This is a genomic window from Burkholderia singularis, from assembly GCF_900176645.1.
Taxonomy (GTDB): domain Bacteria; phylum Pseudomonadota; class Gammaproteobacteria; order Burkholderiales; family Burkholderiaceae; genus Burkholderia; species Burkholderia singularis.
The window spans coordinates 124,694-145,064 of sequence record NZ_FXAN01000126.1 but is presented as its reverse complement, the minus strand read 5'-3'; the positions used below and the strand labels follow the sequence as shown (position 1 = coordinate 145,064).

Annotated in this window: 19 protein-coding genes and 1 pseudogene; 3 read left to right on the top strand and 17 right to left on the bottom strand. The window is 66.1% G+C overall.

The features are described from left to right. From BSIN_RS26680 to BSIN_RS24625, 3 genes and pseudogenes are all read right to left on the bottom strand, one after another. Window positions 1-152, bottom strand: a pseudogene (locus tag BSIN_RS26680) (aspartate aminotransferase family protein); the annotation flags it as partial. Window positions 153-186: 34 nt separating this feature from the next. Next, window positions 187-1,521, bottom strand: a complete 1,335-nt coding sequence (locus BSIN_RS24630) for a glutamine synthetase family protein (RefSeq protein WP_089342350.1) — start codon at window positions 1,519-1,521, stop codon at window positions 187-189. Between the two features lie 31 nt (window positions 1,522-1,552). Further along, window positions 1,553-2,353: a gamma-glutamyl-gamma-aminobutyrate hydrolase family protein gene (locus tag BSIN_RS24625; protein WP_089342349.1), complete on the bottom strand. Its 801-nt coding sequence runs from the start codon at window positions 2,351-2,353 to the stop codon at window positions 1,553-1,555. A 163-nt stretch (window positions 2,354-2,516) separates the two neighbouring features. Between BSIN_RS24625 and BSIN_RS26300 the strand changes: the two genes are divergently transcribed. Beyond that, complete coding sequence (locus BSIN_RS26300; protein ID WP_218192448.1) at window positions 2,517-2,660, top strand: hypothetical protein; 144 nt, start codon at window positions 2,517-2,519, stop codon at window positions 2,658-2,660. On the opposite strand, the gene BSIN_RS26675 is transcribed toward BSIN_RS26300, so the two are convergent. From BSIN_RS26675 to hutH, 8 genes are all read right to left on the bottom strand, one after another. After that, complete coding sequence (locus BSIN_RS26675) at window positions 2,657-2,860, bottom strand: hypothetical protein (RefSeq protein WP_245637221.1); 204 nt, start codon at window positions 2,858-2,860, stop codon at window positions 2,657-2,659. The genes BSIN_RS26300 and BSIN_RS26675 overlap by 4 nt on opposite strands. Before the next feature lie 310 nt (window positions 2,861-3,170). Further along, on the bottom strand, window positions 3,171-3,974 hold the full coding sequence (gene hutG / locus BSIN_RS24615) for an N-formylglutamate deformylase (protein WP_089342347.1): 804 nt from the start codon (window positions 3,972-3,974) through the stop codon (window positions 3,171-3,173). Window positions 3,975-4,016: 42 nt separating this feature from the next. Continuing rightward, complete coding sequence (locus BSIN_RS24610) at window positions 4,017-5,399, bottom strand: formimidoylglutamate deiminase (protein ID WP_089342346.1); 1,383 nt, start codon at window positions 5,397-5,399, stop codon at window positions 4,017-4,019. A gap of 13 nt (window positions 5,400-5,412) precedes the next feature. Continuing rightward, entirely contained in the window at window positions 5,413-6,639 is a 1,227-nt protein-coding gene (gene hutI, locus BSIN_RS24605; RefSeq protein WP_089342345.1) for an imidazolonepropionase, read from the bottom strand. A 4-nt stretch (window positions 6,640-6,643) separates the two neighbouring features. After that, window positions 6,644-7,291, bottom strand: a complete 648-nt coding sequence (locus BSIN_RS24600; protein ID WP_089342344.1) for a HutD/Ves family protein — start codon at window positions 7,289-7,291, stop codon at window positions 6,644-6,646. Beyond that, on the bottom strand, window positions 7,292-8,980 hold the full coding sequence (gene hutU / locus BSIN_RS24595) for a urocanate hydratase (protein WP_089342343.1): 1,689 nt from the start codon (window positions 8,978-8,980) through the stop codon (window positions 7,292-7,294). Window positions 8,981-9,020: 40 nt separating this feature from the next. After that, complete coding sequence (gene hutC / locus BSIN_RS24590; protein ID WP_089342342.1) at window positions 9,021-9,716, bottom strand: histidine utilization transcriptional repressor HutC; 696 nt, start codon at window positions 9,714-9,716, stop codon at window positions 9,021-9,023. A gap of 4 nt (window positions 9,717-9,720) precedes the next feature. Then, window positions 9,721-11,244: a histidine ammonia-lyase gene (gene hutH / locus BSIN_RS24585; protein WP_089342341.1), complete on the bottom strand. Its 1,524-nt coding sequence runs from the start codon at window positions 11,242-11,244 to the stop codon at window positions 9,721-9,723. Here hutH and BSIN_RS24580 point away from each other — a divergent pair. After that, complete coding sequence (locus tag BSIN_RS24580) at window positions 11,237-11,581, top strand: hypothetical protein (RefSeq protein ID WP_143757547.1); 345 nt, start codon at window positions 11,237-11,239, stop codon at window positions 11,579-11,581. The genes hutH and BSIN_RS24580 overlap by 8 nt on opposite strands. A 135-nt stretch (window positions 11,582-11,716) precedes the next feature. On the opposite strand, the gene BSIN_RS24575 is transcribed toward BSIN_RS24580, so the two are convergent. Continuing rightward, window positions 11,717-12,619, bottom strand: a complete 903-nt coding sequence (locus BSIN_RS24575) for a 4'-phosphopantetheinyl transferase superfamily protein (RefSeq protein WP_089342359.1) — start codon at window positions 12,617-12,619, stop codon at window positions 11,717-11,719. 427 nt (window positions 12,620-13,046) lie between these two features. Further along, the gene (cysC, locus tag BSIN_RS24570) at window positions 13,047-13,646 is read right to left on the bottom strand and encodes an adenylyl-sulfate kinase (protein ID WP_089342339.1); all 600 of its coding nucleotides are present in this window, start codon (window positions 13,644-13,646) and stop codon (window positions 13,047-13,049) included. Window positions 13,647-14,118: 472 nt separating this feature from the next. Between cysC and BSIN_RS24565 the strand changes: the two genes are divergently transcribed. After that, window positions 14,119-15,282: an alkane 1-monooxygenase gene (locus BSIN_RS24565; RefSeq protein WP_089342358.1), complete on the top strand. Its 1,164-nt coding sequence runs from the start codon at window positions 14,119-14,121 to the stop codon at window positions 15,280-15,282. Window positions 15,283-15,389: 107 nt separating this feature from the next. On the opposite strand, the gene BSIN_RS24560 is transcribed toward BSIN_RS24565, so the two are convergent. From BSIN_RS24560 to astD, 4 genes are all read right to left on the bottom strand, one after another. Continuing rightward, window positions 15,390-16,184 carry an ABC transporter substrate-binding protein gene (locus BSIN_RS24560; protein WP_089342338.1) on the bottom strand — a complete coding sequence of 265 codons (795 nt, stop codon included), beginning with the start codon at window positions 16,182-16,184 and terminating at the stop codon, window positions 15,390-15,392. Between the two features lie 321 nt (window positions 16,185-16,505). Next, window positions 16,506-17,567 carry a succinylglutamate desuccinylase gene (gene astE / locus BSIN_RS24555; RefSeq protein ID WP_089342337.1) on the bottom strand — a complete coding sequence of 354 codons (1,062 nt, stop codon included), beginning with the start codon at window positions 17,565-17,567 and terminating at the stop codon, window positions 16,506-16,508. Continuing rightward, on the bottom strand, window positions 17,551-18,891 hold the full coding sequence (astB, locus tag BSIN_RS24550; RefSeq protein ID WP_089342336.1) for an N-succinylarginine dihydrolase: 1,341 nt from the start codon (window positions 18,889-18,891) through the stop codon (window positions 17,551-17,553). The genes astE and astB overlap by 17 nt, the downstream gene beginning before the upstream one ends. A 13-nt stretch (window positions 18,892-18,904) precedes the next feature. Beyond that, entirely contained in the window at window positions 18,905-20,368 is a 1,464-nt protein-coding gene (astD, locus tag BSIN_RS24545) for a succinylglutamate-semialdehyde dehydrogenase (RefSeq protein WP_089342335.1), read from the bottom strand. Between the last annotated feature and the right edge of the window lie 3 nt (window positions 20,369-20,371).

Genomic DNA, 20,371 nt, shown 5'->3' with positions numbered 1-20,371 from the left:
CGGCTGCCCGCGCGGTTGAGCGCGCCCATGTCCGAGAACGGGTGCAGGTGGTGTGCCGCGTCCAGCTCGCGGTATTCGGCGCTCGTGCGCGGCTGCGCGGCGCTCGCGTGCAGCACTTGGAGATCGTCGATGTCGTCGCTTCGATAGGTCATTTTGCCCTCCTTGGTATGGCGTGCAGCCGCACGCTCAAACGTGCAGCAACAGGTGCTTGCGCTCCCATGAGCTGATCACGCGGAAAAATGCTTCATATTCCGTTTCCTTCAACGCGAGGTACGCCTTCACGAACTTCTCGCCGAGCATCTCGGCGAGCGGCGTACAGGCGGCCATCAGCGTGAGCCCCTCCTCGAGATTGCGCGGCAACTGGTATGGCAGGCTGTAGCCGTCGCTCGCGAGCGGCTCGGTCGGCTCAAGCGCTTGCGTGACGCCGAGATAGCCGGCCGCAAGCGTGCCCGCGATCGCCAGATACGGATTGCAGTCGACGCCCGGAATCCGGTTCTCGATCCGTCTTGCGGAAGGCGCCGCGTGCGGAATCCGGAAACCGACGGTGCGGTTGTCATAGCCCCACTGCACGTTGATCGGCGCGGCCATGAAGCGCGACAGCCGCCGGTACGAATTGATGTACGGCGCGAAGATCGGCATCAGCGCGGGCGTGTACTTCTGCAGGCCGGCCAGATAACCGCGGAACATCGGCGTCATGTCGCCGTTCGTATCGATGAAAAGGTTGCGGCCTGTTTCGACGTCGATGATGCTCTGGTGAATATGCATCGCTGAGCCCGGCTCGCCTTCCATCGGCTTGGCCATGAACGTCGCATACATGTTGTGGCGCAGCGCCGCCTCGCGCACCGTGCGTTTGAACAGGAACACCTGGTCGGCAAGCGACAGCGCATCGCCGTGCAGGAAGTTGATCTCCATCTGCGCGGCGCCGACTTCGTGAATCAGCGTATCGATATCGAGACCTTGCAGCTCGCAGTATTCGTAGATGTCCTCGAAAAGCGGATCGAACTCGTTGACCGCCTCGATCGAATAGGATTGCCGCCCCGTCTCCGCACGCCCGGTGCGGCCAATGGGCGGCCGCAACGGCAAGTCCGGATCCTTGTTCATGTCGACCAGATAGAACTCAAGCTCCGGCGCAACCACGGGCTTCCACCCTTTCTCCCGATACAAATCGAGCACGCGCCGCAATACGTAGCGCGGAGAGATCTGCACCGGCGAGCCGTCGAAATGCACGCAATCGTGAATCACCTGCGCGGTCGGATCGACCGCCCACGGAATCAGGCAGATCGTCGATGCGTCGGGCACGCACACCATGTCGGGATCGGTCACGCCGGTCAGCGTGCCGTCCTCCGGATAGTCGCCGGTGACGGTCTGCACCATCACGGCCTGCGGCAAGCGCATCGATTCGCCGGTTTCGAATTTGTTGCGCGGAATGATCTTGCCGCGCGCGATCCCTGCCATGTCGGGAATGATCGCTTCCACTTCGGTGATTCGGTGTTGCCTCAAAAAATCGTCGATGTCTTGCATGTCAGCCTCTCTTCGATAAGCTTCGACGGCGTCACGCGCCCATTACACGTGCGGCGCGCTCGGCCGTCCTGCGCATTCGGGCGTGGCATGCCGCGCCGAACGCCGCAAAAATTTCCTTCGACAGCGCATGGTGTTCGAATCGCCATTCCGGATGCCATTGCACGCCCAACGCGAATGCGCGCGCATCGCGCACGCCGATCGCCTCGATCAGCCCATCGGGCGCGCGGGCTTCGACGGTCAATCCCTCGCCGAGCCGCTCGATGCCTTGCGCATGCAACGAGTTGACTTCGACGCTGTCGGCGCCGTGCATCAATCGTTGCAGCAATCCGCCCGGCGCAAGCTGCACGGCATGCGCGGGACCGTACTGAACGTCGAGCGCAGCGTGCGCATCCTCGCGGTGATCGGCATGCCCGTCGATCCCGTGCACCTGCTGATGCAGCGTTCCGCCGAACGCGACGTTCAACTCCTGCATGCCGCGGCAGATCGCGAGCACCGGCACGCCCGCGTCGATCGCCGCGCGCACGAGCGGCAGCGCCGTCGCATCGCGTGCCGCATCGTGCAGCGTGCCGGGCGCGCTTGCGGGCCCGCCATAACGCGCGGGCTCGACGTTCGAATAGCTGCCCGTCAACAACAAACCGTCGACGAGCGCGAGCAGTTCGTCGATGCGCTGCCGCTCACCAAGCGCGGGCAGTACGATCGCGAGCGCGAGCGCGCCGTCGACGAGCGCGGTCAGATACTTCTCTCCCACGACATGCGCGGGATGCGCTCCCACCATCTTGCGGTCCGCGCAAACGCCCACCACCGGCCGTGCGCGGCCCATCGATCCATTCATTGCATTTCCTCCGATTCGGGTTGGCGGCGAAATAAGGGTGCGTGCGACGCGCGCCACCGGGGCGGAGCGCGTCGCACGCGGTGGAAAACGCAAACAACGCCGCAAGCCGGCGGATGCATGCGCCGCCCCGTTCGATACCGGCAGCCAGGACTACGAAACATCGATGCCGCCGGCTCGCCCGCGGCCGCACGGCATTCACGCGCCGCGCGATGCAAGACGCGCGCAGTTGCGCCGCATCCGCGACGGCACGACGGCGCCCGCGCTGAACGGTAACGACGACTCGACGACCGGCAACAAGAGGCGCTAGGGCAACAACGACGCAATACCGTCGTCGTGAACGGCCATGTAGGCGCGCGCGGCAACCGCGTTATGACGGCGCACCGAGCGCCGGGACAAGGGGGCGAGACTAGGCAGGCTTGGGCTGGCGAGATGCTTGCCGCAGCCGTTGTCGGCGGAATCGACGGCATGCGGCCAACCCGCGCGCCTACTTCGACCCCGTCCGGCCAAGGAGCGTTGGACTCTCACGATCACACTCGACTGACTGTTTAAAGTATTGAACGCGGCGAAACGATGCACAACACGATGCGCGCCGCCGCCCGGCTTGCCGGCACATCGCCGCGAACGTCGCAGTAGAGAGTTTTCGCAGTGCAGCAGCGTTCGAAAATGCTGCCGAAGTGGATATGACGGCTGGCTGACAATCAGCTTATCGTATCCAAAGGCGCCGTCAATTCTGTTTAATCCGTTTTAAGCTAGGGTTTACCCTTAAAAATGGCAGCTCGCCGGTATCCGGCATCGCTGCCAGGCGAGCCGCGGCCGCTCAACGATGTTCGAGCGCGGCCATCACCAGCGCGCGCAGCAGCGGCGTGATGCGCCGCGCCTTCGCGTCATCATACGCATAGGGCCGCGCCTCTTCCATGTAAGTCGCCTGCACAAGTTCGAGTTGCACGGCCTGCACGCCGCTTTCAGGCGCGCCGTACTGGCGGGTGATGTAGCCGCCCTTGAAACGGCCGTTGGCCACCGCCGTGTAGCCGCCGTGCCGTTCGACCAGCCCGGCGAGCGTATCCGCGAGCCCCGGCGCCGCGCTCGCGCCGGCCGCCGTGCCGAAGTTGAAGTCCGGCAAGCGGCCGTCGAAAAAGCGCGGCACATGCCCGCGAATCGAATGTGCCTCCCACAGCAGCGCACGGCCATGTTCGCGTTTGATTCGCTGCAACTCGCCGGCGAGCGCATCGTGATATGGCACCCAGTACTGCTCGCGACGCCGCGCGATCTCGGCAGCGTCCGGCTCGGCGCCATCCCGATAAAGCGGCGCCTTGTCGAACGTGTCAATGGGCACGAGGCCCGTCGTGTCCTGGCCCGGATAGAGATTCGCATCGTCGGGCGGACGATTCAGATCGACGACATAGCGCGCGTGCGACGGCACGAGCACCGATGCGCCGAGCGTCTTCGCAAAGCCATACAGGCGTTCGAGATGCCAGTCGCAATCGTCGACGTATTGAGCGACGGGCGTCATCGTCACGGCGATGTCGTCCGGAATATGGGTGCCGGCGTGCGGGATCGACACCAGCAGCGGCAACGTGCCGCGATGCAGCGTGAAGATTGGCGGATGCGATGCAGTGCTCATGATGGTTCATCCCGTGATTCGTTCCAGTGCGCGGCCGCCTGCTCAGCGCAGCAATTGCGCGAGTGCCGCGCGATAACCGGCGTAGGCGGCCGCTTCGTCGCGATGCCGGCGCTCGCGCACGAGCGCGCGGCCGCCGACATAGACATCGCGCACCGGCGTCTGGCCATGCTCGGCGAACACCGCGCCCGACAGCCACGCATCGCTGCCGCGCTCGATCAGCGCCGGATGCCCGGGATCGAGCACGATCCAGTCCGCGCGGCAACCGGCCGCGAGCGCGCCGAGCGGCCGCCCGCTCGCGCGCGCGCCGCCCGCGAGCGACGCCGCATACAAACGGTCGGCCACGTGAGTATGCGCCGAATCCGCGAGCACATTGCGCTCGCGCCGCACGAGACGCTGCCCGTATTCGAGAAGCCGCAGCTCGGCGCGCCAGTCGACCGTGACATGGCTGTCCGAGCCGATGCCGATCGCGCCTCGCGCGGCGAGATAGTCGGCGCCCGGAAATACGCCGTCGCCGAGATTCGCCTCGGTCGTCGGGCACAGCCCGGCAACCGCGCCGCTCGCGGCGAGCGCTGCCGTCTCCGATGCGTCGACGTGCGTCGCATGAAGGAGACACCAGCGTGCGTTCACATCGAAGCGCTCGAGCAGCCATTGCACCGGCCGCGCGCCGTATGCGCCGACGCAATCATCGACCTCGGCTGTCTGCTCGGCAATATGAATGTGGACCGGTGCATCGGGCGCGATCCCGTCGAGCAACGCGCGCAGCCCGTGCTCGGACACCGCGCGCAGCGAATGCGGCGCGATCCCGTAACGCAGCCCGCCGTGCTCCGGCTGCTCGGCGCGCAATGCGCCGACGAGTTCGAGCAGCGCGTCGGGCGTATTGATGAAGCGGCGCTGATCGTCGCGCGGCGCCCGTTCGTTAAAGCCGCTGTACTGATACGCGACGGGCAGCATGGTGATGCCGATGCCGGCCTCGCGCGCCGCGCCGACCACGCGGGACGCCAGCTCGGCCGGCCGCGGATAGCCGGAGCCGTCGGGCGCGTGATGAACGTAATGAAATTCGCACACCGATGTATAGCCGCTCTTCAACATCTCGACATACAGCCAGCGCGCGATGGCCGCAAGCATGTCAGGCGTGATTTTCAGTGCGAAACGGTACATCAGGTCGCGCCAGCTCCAGAACGTGTCGGACGCATTCGCGCGATATTCGGCAAGGCCGGCCATCGCGCGCTGGAACGCGTGCGAATGCAGGTTCGGCATCCCCGGCAACACGGGTCCCGCCGCGCGCTCGACGCCCGCCGGCGCGTCCACGTCCGCACGCACGTCGAGCAGCGCGCCCGCCGCATCCCAGCGCAGCAGCACGTTGCGCCGCCAGCCGTCGGGCAGGTATGCGTGCTCGGCAAACAGCATTGAATCGGTCATCGTCATGGCGGCTGTGTCTTTATCGAATGCCGGGCGCTTCGAACACGGTCGAGCCGCCCTTCACGACCCGCGCGCATAGCGGCCGGCCGAACCAATAGGCAAGCTCCGCGAGCGTGCCGACCGACCACACCGCAAAATCGGCCCGCCGCCCCGGTGCAAGTGCGCCGTGTCGGTCGCTCGCGCCGAGCGCTGCGGCCGCATGGCGCGTGACGCCGAGCAGCACTTCCGGCACCGTCAGCTTGAAAAGCGTGCAACCCATGTTCATCGTCAGCAGCAACGAAGTCAGCGGCGACGTGCCCGGATTGTGATCGGTCGCCAGCGCGATCGGCACGCGATAGCGGCGCAGCAAATCGATCGGCGGCAATTGGGTCTCGCGAATGAAGTAGTATGCGCCCGGCAGCAGCACGGCGACGGTGCCGGCCTCGCGCATCGCGGCCACGCCGGCTTCGTCCAGATATTCGAGATGATCGGCGGACAACGCGCGATAGCGCGCGGCAAGCGCCGCGCCGCCGCCGTTCGACAATTGCTCCGCATGCATCTTGACGGGCAGCCCGCGACGCGCGGCTGCATCGAACACGCGCTCGCTCTGCGCGAGCGTGAAGCCGATCCGCTCGCAGAATACGTCCACCGCATCGACAAGCCCTTCGTCGGCAAGCGCGGGCAACATCCGTTCGCATACCTCATCGATATACGCATCCGCGCGGCCCGCATATTCGGGCGGCAGCGCATGCGCGCCGAGAAACGTCGTATGGACGCTCACCGGAAAGCGCTCACCGAGCCGCCGCGCGACGCGCAACGTCCGGCGCTCGGCGTCGAGCGCGAGCCCGTAGCCCGATTTGATCTCGATGGCCGTCACGCCCTGCGCGAGCATCGGCCGCAGGCGTCCGGCCGCCTGCTCGAACAGCTCGGCCTCGGTTGCCGCGCGCGTCGCGCGCACCGTCGATACGATTCCGCCGCCCTGCCGCGCGATCTCCTCATAGCTCACGCCGGCAAGGCGCTGGGCGAATTCGTCCGCGCGCTGACCGCCGTAGACGAGATGCGTATGGCAATCGACGAGGCCCGGCGTCACCCATGCGCCGCGCAAGTCCTCGCGCGGCCAGCCGGCGTAATCGCGCGGCAGGCGATCGCGCGGCCCGAGCCACGCGATCGCGCCGTCGTCGTCCACCGCGATCGCGGCGTCGGCCAGCGTGTCGTCGGGATCACCGTGCGCGCACAGATTCAAGTGATGCCAAACAGTCCGTTTCATCTGCTTATGCCTCGTCATCCAGAAGCGTCACGCCGGCCGCGAGCAACACGCCGTCGCCGCCTATCGCGCAGCGCAGCTCGCCGCCCGGCGGATCGTCGACGCGCAGCGTATCGAACGGGCTCAGCACGACAGGAGCCGCGTCGCCAACGGCAACGCTCGGCGCACCGAGCGCGCAGAACAGCAGTACGACGTCCGCGCGCAACGCATACGACGCACCGCTGCGCCAGACCTCAACGCTGCCGCGCGCGGCGTCACGGCGCGTCATCAGATTGAAATCGCGCGTCGGGCCGTCGTGCAGTTCGGCTGTAATCGCGAGTTCGCCCGCAAAATCGGCGCGCTCGAGCGGCGAGCGCAGCACCTGCCGCACGCCGCCGGCGCCCACGAGCGTCATGCCCGCGCCGCTCAGCAGCACGAGCGTGCGATCGACGCCGTCGAAACGCGAGAACGGCCCCGGCTGGCCGACATCGGCAACGCTCACGCGCCAGACGAATGCATTGGACACCCCGCCCGCCGGGCGCACCTGCGAAGCGGTGGGCCGCGCCAAGGCCGCCGCGATCTCGCGCGTCACGCCGCCGCCGTTCTTCCACGCAGACGCGACAAGCGTATCCGCGCCGATCAACGCCATTTTCATCGTTGCCGACGGCATGGCCATTCAGCGCCCGAGCATCGGCAGCTTGAGCCCGGCTTCCTTCGCGGTGCGCTGCGCCAGCTCGTAGCCGGCATCCGCGTGGCGCATCACGCCCGTTGCCGGATCGTTGAACAGCACACGTTCAATGCGGCGGGCTGCCGCGTCGGTGCCGTCGCAGACGATCACGACGCCCGCATGCTGGGAAAATCCCATCCCGACGCCGCCGCCATGATGCAGCGACACCCATGTCGCGCCGCCCGCGGTGTTCAGCAGCGCATTCAGCAGCGGCCAATCGCTGACCGCATCCGAGCCGTCCTTCATCGCTTCGGTTTCGCGGTTCGGGCTCGCGACCGAGCCGGTATCGAGGTGATCGCGGCCGATCACGACAGGCGCCTTCAGCTCGCCCGATTTCACCATCTCGTTGAACGCGAGGCCGATCCGATAACGGTCCTTCACCCCGATCCAGCAGATCCGCGCGGGCAGGCCCTGGAACGCGATCCGCTCGCGCGCCATGTCGAGCCAGTTGTGCAGGTGCGCATCGTCGGGGATCAACTCCTTGACCTTCGCATCGGTCTTGTAGATATCCTCGGGATCGCCCGACAGCGCGACCCAGCGGAAAGGCCCCTTGCCCTCGCAAAAGAGCGGCCGGATATAGGCGGGCACGAAGCCGGGAAAATCGAACGCGTTCTCGACGCCCATCTCCAGCGCCATTTGACGAATGTTGTTGCCGTAATCGAGTGTCGCCGCGCCGCGCTGCTGCAACGTCAGCATCGCGCGCACCTGCGCCGCCATCGATTGCTTGGCCGGCGTGACGATGCTCTTCGGATCGACCTTCTGCGCGTCGCGCCATTGCTCGACATTCCAGCCTTGCGGCAAATAACCGTTGACCGGATCGTGCGCGCTTGTCTGGTCTGTCACGCAATCGGGCGTGATGCCGCGCGCGACGCACTCGGCAAACACGTCGGCCGCGTTGCCGACGAGCCCCACCGACACCGGCTTGCCCGCGCGCTTCGCATCGTCGATAAGCGCGAGCGCCTCGTCGAGCGTCTTCGCCTTCTTGTCGACATAGCGGGTCTTCAGACGGAAATCGATCCGCGATTCGTCGCATTCGACCGCGACCATCGAGAAGCCCGCCATCGTCGCCGCGAGCGGCTGCGCGCCGCCCATCCCGCCGAGGCCGCCCGTCAAAATCCAGCGGCCGGACGCATCGCCGTTGAAATGCTGGTTCGCGACCGCGAAGAACGTCTCATACGTGCCTTGCACGATCCCCTGGCTGCCGATGTAGATCCAGCTTCCCGCCGTCATCTGGCCGTACATCATCAGACCCTTGCGGTCGAGTTCGTTGAAGTGGTCCCAGTTTGCCCAGTGCGGCACGAGATTCGAGTTGGCGATCAGCACGCGCGGCGCATCCGCGTGCGTGCGAAACACGCCGACCGGCTTGCCCGACTGCACGAGCAGCGTCTCGTCGTCGCCCAAATCCTTCAGCGACGCGAGAATCTGGTCGAAGCAATCCCAGTTGCGCGCGGCGCGGCCGATGCCGCCGTACACCACGAGCGCATGCGGATGCTCGGCGACTTCCGGATCGAGATTGTTCTGGATCATCCGGTACGCGGCTTCGGTCAGCCAGCTCTTGCAGGTTTTCTCGGCGCCGCGCGGCGCGCGGATGACGCGGGTCGGATCGAGACGCGGATCGATGTGTTTCGGATGGTTCATGACGACGGCTCCGACAGAGGAAACGGGTAATCGTTAGGATTTAGAAATGACCAGTGAAGCGATAGCGGCTGCCCGGATGCCACAGATTCGCGATCGACGCGACGACGCCTTGCGACCAGGTGCGCCGGTGCAGCACGAGACAGGGTTCGGCATCACCCATCGCGAGCAGATCGCGCATCGCGCGCTCGGGCGCCGCTGCCTCGATCCGGTATTCGACGCGCTGCAGCGGCGCGACGCGCATCAGGTATTGATTCGGCGTGATCGTCGAGAAATCCTGCGCGACGTAATCGGCGGCAACCGCGGGATTGACCCAGCGCTCCTCGAATTGCACCGGCTCGTCGTTCTCGTAATGCAGCATCGTCGAGCGGAAGATCGTCGCGTGCAACGGCACCTGCATTTCCTCGGCGAGCGCGTCGTCAGCCTTCATCGTGACGAGGTCAAGCACGCGCGCATGATGCTGGTGACCGCGCGCGGCGATCTCATCGGAGATGCTGCGAATCGCCACGAGCGTCGATTCATACTTGGGCCGCGCAACGAACGTCCCCGCGCCTTGCACGCGCGTGAGCACCTGCTCGGCCGTCAGTTCGCGCAGCGCACGGTTGACCGTCATCCGGGCAACCTTGAATTCGCGCGCAAGCTCGTTCTCGGACGGCACTTGATCGCCTTCCGCCCATTGACCGGCGTGAATGCGCTCGAGGATGAAGTCCTTGATCTCCTGATACGCGGGCGTGCTCATCGCATCACTGCCCCGATTCGAACGACAGCGGCGCGAGCGCCGCGAACACGCGCTCGCGCACGCGCCGCGCGATCACCGCGATATCCGGCGCGAAGTAATGATCGAGGTCATAGTGCGCGACGTCGGCGCGCACCGCCTGCATCGCTTGCAGCAACGCCGGGCTCGTTTGGTGCGGCGCGCGCAGATCGACGCCCTGCGCGGCCGCGAGCAGCTCGATCGCGAGAATGTGCGCGGTGTTGTCCGCAATGTCCGCGAGCCGGCGCGCGGCGAACGTCGCCATCGACACGTGGTCCTCCTGGTTCGCCGAGGTCGGCAGCGAATCGACCGAGGCCGGGTGCGCAAGCGTCTTGTTCTCCGACGCGAGCGCCGCAGCCGTCACGTGCGCGATCATGAAGCCCGAGTTCACGCCGCCGTCCTTCACCAGGAACGGCGGCAGGCCCGACAGCGTCGCATCGATCAGCAGTGCGATCCGGCGCTCGGCGAGCGCGCCGATCTCGGCCGCGGCGAGCGCGAGGTTATCGGCCGCGAACGCAACGGGCTCCGCGTGGAAATTGCCGCCGGACAACACCTCGCCGGTGTCGGGGAAGATCAGCGGATTGTCCGACACCGCGTTGGCCTCGACGAGCAGCACGTTCGCCGCGTGGCGCATCTGGTCGAGGCACGCGCCCATCACCTGCGGCTGGCAGCGCAGGCTGTACGGGTCCTGCACCTTGCCGCAATCGCGGTGCGACACGTTGATCTCCGAGCCTTCGAGCAGCGTCCGGTAAGCGGCCGCCGCGTCGATCTGACCGCGATGGCCGCGCAGCTCGTGGATGCGTGCGTCGAACGGCTTCACCGAGCCGGCCGCCGCATCGACCGACAGCGCGCCCGATACGAGCGCGGTGCGATACAGATCCTCGATCACGAACAGATTGTCGAGTGCGAGCGCGGTGGACGCCTGCGTGCCGTTCAGCAGCGCAAGCCCTTCTTTCGCGTCGAGCGCGAGCGGCGCAAGGCCCGCGACGCGCAGGCCGTCCATCGCGCTGGCACGCTCGCCGCGGATGAACACCTCGCCGATACCGAGCAGCACGGCCGACATATGCGCGAGCGGCGCCAGATCGCCCGATGCGCCGACCGAGCCCTTGACCGGAATCAGCGGCAGCACGTCGGCATTGAACAGCGTGACGAGCGCGTCCATCACGACGCGCCGGATGCCCGAGTGGCCGCGCCCGAGGCTCGAGAGCTTCAGCGCGATCAGCAGACGCACGACCGACAGCGCCATCGGCTCACCCACGCCGACCGCATGCGACAGCACCAGGTTGCGTTGCAGCAGCTCGAGTTGATCGTGCGGAATATGCGTGCTCGCGAGCCGGCCGAAACCCGTGTTGATGCCGTAGGCCGGCTCGCCCTTCGCGGCGATCGCGGCGACGGCCTGCGCGCCCGCGTCGATGGCCGCGTAGCTCGCGGGATCGAGCGCGATGCGCACGTTCTCGCGTGCGATCCGGCGTAGTTGCGCAAGGCTTAGGCGGCCTGGGGTCAGTGTGATCATCGGCGAGTCCTGTCTATACAAGTTTCGATGCGTCGAGTTTAGTGACCCGATCTTGTATAGACAACTCGTTTTTCAAAAATACGACCTGGGGTTTGCCCTAGGCTTGATTGGCACGTTGCTCCTGCCGCTGTCGGGCTCGCGCCTGCCCGGCGCACATCGGAACGCCACGGCGCTCCGATGCCGGACAGAAGCCGAGCGCGGGAAACCGGGCCGGTCCGGCCCCCGCGATCCGCACGGAACATTTCAGGCGATCGGTCCGCGCGGGCGAATTCTCGGCCGCCAGAATGCGCGCCGCGCCGGCCGCGTGGCGGCGCAACATGCGGTATTCGTCGATTGACGGGTATCGCGCATTAGCGCTCGCGCGATTCGTGCAAATCGCACCCGCGTACAGAAAAGCAGGCGTCTTGAAGAAAACGGCCGGCAACGCAGGCCGCCGGAGTGCCGTCGCGCGTGCGAACAGATGCCGGATGCATTACGCACGCTGCCATGCCACGCATGCCGCATAGCCGGCCGGTGCGTCGAGCCAGGTCGCATCGAACGCGGCCACGCCGCAGGCGGCCGACGCCGGATCGACGATGCGCACGACCGGCGCAACCGGAAAAGGCACTGCCGGCCCGGCAGCAGTCAACGCTACGCCACCGTGCCCGCGCGCAGCCGACATTGACGTGCGGTGCGTGGCGTCGCGCGATACAGCGCAACCGGGATCGCATGCCGGCTGCGCCGGAGCAGCCGGCCGCCCTTCACCGCCAAGCACTGAGAACGCGGTGAGCCCCGCGCCGATTCCCGTGCCGAGCGCTTTCAGCAGCGCCTCCTTGGCCGCCCACACCCGATAGAACGCTGCTTCGCGCTCGGCTTCGGGCAACGCGGCAAGCGCCGCCTCGTCGGCAGGGGCGAACACCGCGCGGCTGAGCGACCACCAATCGATGCCCTCGCGCTGTGCCTCGATATCGACGCCGACGCGCGCCGTGCGGCTCCATCCGATCAGCGCATGTTCGCCCGAATGCGACACGTTGAAATCCAGCGTGGGCGCGAGCTTCGCGTGCTCGGGCGCGAGCCGTGGCCGGCCGTGCGCGTCGACCATGAAGCGCAGCGAGGCGGCTGGGATCTCCAGCGCAGCGCCGATCAGCATGCGCAGCACCGCACGCGTCGCGGCATGGCGCAGCGCGTCTTCCGTTCGCACGAAGCGGCGCGCGCGCTCACGCTCGTCGCCGCTCAACCAATCGAACGCGCGCGTGCCGTCCGCCGCGCTGAAATCGAAATCGAGCCGCACGAGCCGTACACCCGCGGTCTGTGCTGCGGCGGGCGCGGTCAATTCGACGGCACGATAAGCCGCATCGCTGGCCAGCGGCGGGAACACGTCGAGGCGTTGGCTCATTGGCAGCCTGAAATCGGGAATCTGACGGACAGCGTTCGATAATAGCGGAAGCGGACCATGCGAGGCGCGCGACATGCGTTCATAACGGCACGATACCGAAGTGTCCGGCGCGGCAGCGGTCGACACGCAGCGCGCCGAAAACCATGCGCTTCGCGGTGGCGCATCCGCCCCGTTCACCATCCGCGGCAAATAAGATTTTTCATTCACGGCCGCATCCGCATGCGGCGCGCGAATAGCCGATTCAGTCCGTCGATCCGCGGTTCGATTTTCGGTTCACGCGTATCGTCGAGCGGCCCTGGCACGACCAGATCAACGCGAAGGCAAGCCGATCACGCGCTGCAGTCGGCGCGATATGGAAAAGGGATCAACTCCGTGCCGCGCAACATTCGAGCAACGCCAGCCGCGCTACCCGTCGATCGATTGTGAATCAGCAAGCGAGCCGCCCGGAGGAGGCCGCGACACGAAACCGGCTCGGCCATTCGACCAATCGCGCCAGTTGCGTCATGATGTCGACGACTGAACGCTCGACGCTGCGATTCGCCGTGTCGATTGTGATATCCGGTGCGGCCGGCGATTCATACGTATCGGACACGCCCGTAAACCGCACGAGCTGCCCCCGCTCTGCACGCGCATACATCCCTTTCGGGTCTCGCACGCGACACACTTCGACAGGCGTCGACACATAAGTTTCGAAGAATCCTTGACCGACTATCGAGCGAGCCAGATCACGATGCGCCTGCAACGGCGAAATCGTCGAGACGATCACGACATAGCTTTCGTACTGAAACAGCCTCGCAACGTGTGCGAACCGCCGAATGTTCTCCATCCGGTCGGTATCGGAAAATCCGAGATCGGAGCACAAACCGGCGCGCAGCGTATCCCCGTCGAGCACGATCGCCTTCACACCGCCATCGAGCAACCGTTGCAGCAACGCGTTGGCCATCGTCGTCTTTCCCGCCCCTGGCAAACCCGTCATCCACACGACCGGGGAAATCGCACCCGGTGGAAAATCGCTTTGCATATCCATGCGCGGCCCTCTATTGAACGCTCTACATTCCGCGTCTAAATTTTAGCGATCCGGAAATCAAAAAAATTCGTTTCTTTCATAGACATTTCAACCGTTCAATTACCAAAAATTAATTGCCCACGGCCGGCACATACGCTTGCCGATGAGCCCTCAACCACCCCGGAATCCATCTTCATTGATTCTGAGAAAAATCGATTTACGGGATAACTTCGGATCCGATGCGCGCACAAGCCCGTTCGTTTCACCAGCCTGCGGCGCTTGAATCAGGCCGCCCGCAAACGGCACAATGATTCCGGCGTTGCCCGCCGTTGTTTGGCGTGCGACGCCTAATCAGGAGATTTGGCCAAACGGCAATTGGACGCGCATCACTCAGCGCAACGAACATGAACCGGCGGCACCGGCAGCAAACGCCGGTGCACGCAACCAGCCGACCGGCAAACAACCGGCGTACCCACACCGACAGGGAGGAGCAATGGCAACTCAACAACCGGCATGCGAGACGTGGACCGATAAAAACCGCTATTGGTGGCCGCTCGGTGCCTTGACGATGACGCTGCCGATCATCTCCGCGCAGCTTGCGCTATCGACGGGCTGGCATCTCTTCTGGTGGTTCGGACCGTTGTTCGTGTTCGGCATCATTCCGATTCTCGACATGCTGATCGGCATGGACAGCAACAATCCGCCCGAATCCGCCGTCGCCGCGCTCGAACAGGACCGCTACTACCGATACGTCGTTTATCTCGCAACGCTCGTCGCGTATGTTTCGTTCGCGTATGCGTTATGGATCGTCAGCACGCAATCCCTCAACGGGTACGACTACGTCGGCTTGGCCATGTCGCTCGGCACCGCGACGGGCATCTCGATCAACACCGCACACGAACTCGGCCATAAAAACAACCGGTTCGAGCGCTGGCTCGCGAAAATCACGCTCGCCCCCGTCGCGTATGGCCATTTCTTCGTCGAACACAATCGCGGCCATCATGTGCGCGTCGCCACGCTGGACGATCCGGCCAGCGCCCGCTATGGCGAATCGTTCTGGGCGTTCTTGCCGAGAACCGTCACGGGCAGCGTCAGATCCGCGTGGCGGCTCGAAAAGGCGCGGCTCGCGCGCACCGGCCGTTCATGCTGGTCGTGGCGCAACGAAGTGCTGCATGCGTGGGCGATGACCGCTGCGTTGTGGGGCGCCGCGATCGCGTTGTGCGGCGCGCAAGTGCTGCCGCTGTTGCTGATCCAGGCGGCATACGGCGCGTCGCTGCTCGAAGTCGTCAACTACACCGAGCACTACGGGCTCGGCCGCAAGCAGTTGCCGAGCGGACGCTACGAGCGCTGCACGAGCGCGCACTCGTGGAACAGCAATCACGTCGTGACGAACCTGTTCCTGTATCAACTCCAGCGCCATGCCGATCATCATGCCAATCCGGCGCGCGCCTATCAGGCCCTGCGGCATTTCGACGATTCGCCGCAATTGCCCGCCGGTTATGCGACGATGATCCTGCTCGCCTATGTGCCGCCGCTGTGGTTCAAGGTGATGAACCCGCGCGTCGTCCGGCACTACGGCACGAACATCGGGCAATCGAACATCAAGCCGTCGATCCGGCAGCGGGTGCTGGCGGAACTGGGCGCGGCACGCGCATGACGGCGGCGGCACACGCGGCACGAGCCACGCCAAAGCAAAACCGGCCGCCTAGGCGGCCGGTCGTCGACAAGACAGCGATTGCGGAATTCGGCACGCCGCCGAATCCGTTACTTGAGCGTCACGGGTACGCTGAAGTACTTCTTCGCCAGGCCGTCGATCGTGCCGTCGGCCTTCAGTTCCTTCAGCGCCTGATTGACCGCGGCTTTCAACGACTCATCGCCCTTACGCAGCCCGAAGCCCACGCCCGAGCCGAGAATCTCCGCATCGCTCACGTGATTGCCCGCAAACGCGAAGCCCGCGCCCTGAGGCTTCGACAGAAAGCCCTTCGCGCCCGCTTCCGAATCCTGGAACGTTGCGTCGAGACGCCCCGATTTCAGGTCTTCGTAGGCCAGATCCTGCGTCTGATACGGCACGACTTCGACGCCCGCCGGGGCCCAGCGCTTCTTCGCGTAAGCTTCCTGAATCGTTCCTTGCAGCACGCCAATGCGCTTGCCCTTTAGCGAGGCCGTCGTCGGCAGCAGCCCGCTGCCCTTCTTCGCGATCAACTGATTCGGGATCGTGTAGATCGGATCGGTGAAATCGATGGCGCGGCGGCGCTGGTCGGTGATCGTCATGTCGGAGTTGATCGCATCGAATTTGCGCGCTTGCAGCGCCGGAATCAGGCCGTCGAACGCGTTTTCGACCCACACGCACTTCACCTTCAGCTTCGCGCATACGGCATTGCCGATGTCGATATCGAAACCGGCCAGCTTGCCGTCAGGCGTCTTGTATTCGAACGGCGCATACGATGCCTCGACGCCGAAGCGGATTTCCTTCAGATCGGCCGCGACCGCACTGCCTGCTGCCAGCACCACCGCCGTCGCGACCGCGTGCGCGGCCATCTTTCGCCAGTTCAATTTCATTAGTGTTCTCCTCGATACAAACGAACATTGTCAGTCAGCGACCGGAACGCCGCATGATTGCAGCGCAGCCGTTTGCGGACAAACGCGCGGCCCGGTCATGATGCGGCGCAACGCCGCAAGGTCGCGATTGTACCGTCTCGCGCGCCCCGGCTGGCCGGGCGCGCACGCCAGGGCGGGCGCGGCGGCGATTGCATCGCGGCATGCGGAATGCGCAAGTAGGCGTCGCAATCGCGCAAGCCGCGCGCCGCGCCAACCGGCGTGCAGCGCGCACGCGGCGGGAAGCGTCCCTGGAGGCCAGACGGCGCGGCGCGCGCCTGCCGCTCAGACGAGCGCGGCGTATGTGCCGGCCGTCGTCTCGACGACCAGCAGCCCCGCTCGCAAACCCGGCTTGACCGACGGATTCGGAAACACGATGCGCTCCTCGTCGTGCGTCACCGTATAGCGGTAATCGCCGTCGCGCGCGAGCAGCGTGCCTCGCGCGAACGGCGTGAAGTTCGGCACGTCCTTGTCGACGAACAGCTCGAGCGCGTCGCTTTGCTTGGTGATCTGATCGACGACCGTGAATACGCGCGGCAGCGGCGCATGCGCGTGCGGCACGCCGCCGCCATCGGACACGAGATGGCGCACCGCCTGATCGGCATGCGCGAACCGCGCAAGATCGTTCTCGCCAAACGGCATCACCTTGCCCAGCTCCAGCGTGCATGCGAGCGCGTCGCACTGCTGCGCGGTGAAATGCGAAAACGTGTTTCCTTTCGCCGTATGCAGCAGTACCGCCGCGATCCGCGCGAGGCCGAGCCATTCGAACATCGTCCGCGCCGGTGGCATGCCGGTATGCGGCAGCAGTGCGAACTGTTCGAACATCGATGCGCGAATCGCGGTATGCATGTCGATGTGCCAGCGCTCGCTGGCCGCGGGCGCCGCCGCGAAAAAACGCGCCGCGGCCGCTTCGAGCTGCCCGGCACGAATCGCCTCGCGGCTCGGCGCAAGCTGCTGAACCTGCTGGTGACGGCCGCCGAACAAGCGATTCAGATCGTCGTCCAGATAACGCCGCCCCGCGCGCATCGCAGCCGGATTGCCGAGCGCGACGAGCAGCCTGCACGTCAGCGGCAGCGTGCCGCGCGCGATGTCGCGCACGAGCCGCGACGCCAGCTCGATCGGCGCCGTTTCGTCGCCGTGCACGCCGGCCGATACGAGCACGCTGCGCATGCGCGGCGCGGCGTCGGCCGGCTCGAGCAGCAACAGCGCGTCGCCGAGCCAATGCCAGCGCACCGCGCGTTGCGCACATTCGCCGCTGGCCGAAGGCGCAGCGCCGCCCGCCAGCGTCAACGCGAGAAAATCGTCGAGCCAGCCCGCGCCGCCGCCGTGTTCAGCGCTGAAAATCATAGAGCGAGCCCAAGCCGAGGATCTGCGTCAGCTCATCGAGCGCCGTGCGCGATTCGTCGAGCAACGCCGGATCGGCGAGATCCGAGGGCGACAACCGGTCGCGATAATGCCGGTCGATCCATCCGTCGAGCGACGTGAACAGCGCATCGTCGATCCAGACGTTCGACTTCACCGCGTCGCGCTCCGCATCGGTAAGCACCACACGCAGCCGCAAGCAAGCCGGGCCGCCGCCATTCTTCATGCTTTCGCGCAGATCGAACACGAGCACGTCGCGAATCGGTCCATTGCCGGCGACGAGTTCGTCCAGGTAGGCGGACACATTCGGATTCTCTCTGCATTCCTGCGGAACGATCAGCAACTGCGCGCCGTCCGCGCGCGTGAGCAACTGGCTGTTGAACAGATACGAGCCCACCGCGTCCGCGACGCTCACCGCGTGCTGCGGCACCTCGATGATCTTGAGCTGCGCGCCCAACGCGCCGAGCGCGGCGCTCAGCGTGTCATAGGTCGCCTGCTTGTCGACGAACGCGCGCTCGTGGCAGAACAGCGTGTCGCGATTGCCCACCGCGATCACGTCGTTGTGGAACACGCCGGCGTCGATCACGTCCGGGTCCTGCTGCGCATAGACGGTCGCCTCCTCGCGCAGGCCGTGGCGCTGCGCGACCGCGCGGCTCGCCTCGAACGTCTGGCGCGCGGGAAAGCGTTTCGGCTCGGGCCCGCGCCGGTATTCGGCGCGGCCATACACGAAGAACTCGATGCCGCGCGCGCCGTATTCGGCGCAAAAGCGCGTGTGGTTCGCCGCGCCTTCGTCGCCGAGCGCGGGCGTGCCGGGCAGCGCGTCGTGCACCGCGAAGCGCGCGTCATCCGAGAAGATCGCGGCAAGCGTGCGGCGCGTCGCCTCGTGCTCGATCGCCCGGTGCAGCTTGCTGCACAGATTGGCCGGCGTGAAATGGACGCGGCCGTCGGCCGTGTCCGCCGACGGGCTCACCGTCGCCGCATTCGCGGTCCACATCGCGGACGCGGAACTGGCCGCGGCGAGCAGCTCGGGCGCCTGCTTCGCGGCTTTCGCGATCACGTCGGCGTCCTTGCCGGAAAAACCGAGTTCGCCCAGCAGGCGCAGCGACGGGCGTTCCTGCGGCGGCAGCACGCCTTGGGCGAAGCCCAGGTCCGCGAGCCGCTTCATCTTGCGCAGCCCCTGCTTGGCGGCCGCCTTCGGGTTCGCATCGCTCTTTTCGTTGGACAGCGATGCGACATTGCCGAACGACAGCCCCGCATAGTTATGGGTCGGGCCGACGAGCCCGTCGAAATTGGCTTCTTTTGCGTTCATCGTCGCATCCTGCTCAGAAATGAAGGCCCGGCGACAGGCTCGCGGGCATTTGCAATTGCGCGCTCTCGACCGACGCCATCGGGTACGCGCAGTAATCGGCCGCGTAATAGGCGCTCGGCCGGTGGTTGCCCGAGCGGCCCGTGCCGCCGAACGGCGCGGCCGACGACGCGCCGTTGGTCGGCCGGTTCCAGTTCACGATACCGGCGCGGATCGTGCGGCAAAACGTGTCCCACATGCGTTCGTCGTCCGCGAGAAGCCCCGCCGACAAGCCGAATGCGGTGTCGTTCGCGCGCGCGATCGCCTCGTCGAAATCCGCGTAGCGGATGATCTGCGCGAGCGGGCCGAAATGCTCTTCGTCGGGCAGCGCGCGCACGTCGGTTACGTCCAGAATCGCTGCGTTCACGAAGCCGAGTTCGCGCTCGGGCTGCTTCATCTCGACGATCGGCTTCGCGCCGAGCGCGACGAGCCGTGCCTGCGCGTCGACGAGCCGCGCGGCCGCGCGCGCGGAGATCACGGCGCCCATGAACGGCTGCGGATCGGCGTCATAGACGTCCGCGCGGATCTTCGCCGTCACGTCGGCAAAACGCGCGATGAAACGATCGCCGAACGCGCCGCGCGGCACGAGGATGCGACGCGCGCACGTGCAGCGTTGCCCTGCCGACAGGAACGCCGACTGGATCGCATGATGCACCGCCGCGTCGATATCGGCGACCTCGGCAACGACGAGCGGATTGTTGCCGCCCATCTCGAGCGCGAGCACGATCTCCGGTCTGCCGCCGAACTGCCTGTGCAGCAACGTGCCGGTGTCGGAGCTGCCGGTGAAGAACAGGCCGTCGATCTGACGATGGTTCGCAAGCGCGATGCCCGTCTCCTTTTCGCCCTGCACGAGATTCAGCACGCCCGCGGGCAGCCCCGCGTCGCGCCAGACCTCGACGGTCGCGCGCGCAACGCCCGGCGCAAGCTCGGACGGCTTGAACACGACCGTGTTGCCCGCGATCAACGCGGGCACGATATGCCCGTTGGGCAAATGGCCGGGAAAATTGTACGGACCGAACACCGCGACGACGCCGTGCGGACGATGCCGCAATACCGCGACGCCGTCGGCCATCGGCGCGCGCTTCTCGCCGGTGCGCTCGTGATACGCGGTGATCGAGATGTCGACCTTCGCCGCCATCGCGGCGACTTCGGTGCGCGCTTCCCACAGCGGCTTGCCGGTCTCGCGGCCGATCGCAGCCGCGATCGCTTCCTTGCGCTCGCTGAGCAACGCGGCAAAGCGCTTGACGATTGCGCAGCGCGCGTCGAATTCGAGCGCCGACCACGCGGCGAACGCGCGGCGCGCGCTCGCCACCGCAAGCTCGACGTCGTGCGCCGACGCGCTCGCGCCTTCCCACACGCGCTCGTTCGTGCCGGGATTGCGCGACGAAAAGACGTGGCCCGCACCCGCCACCCAGGCGCCGTCGATGAAAAGTTCAGTCATGGT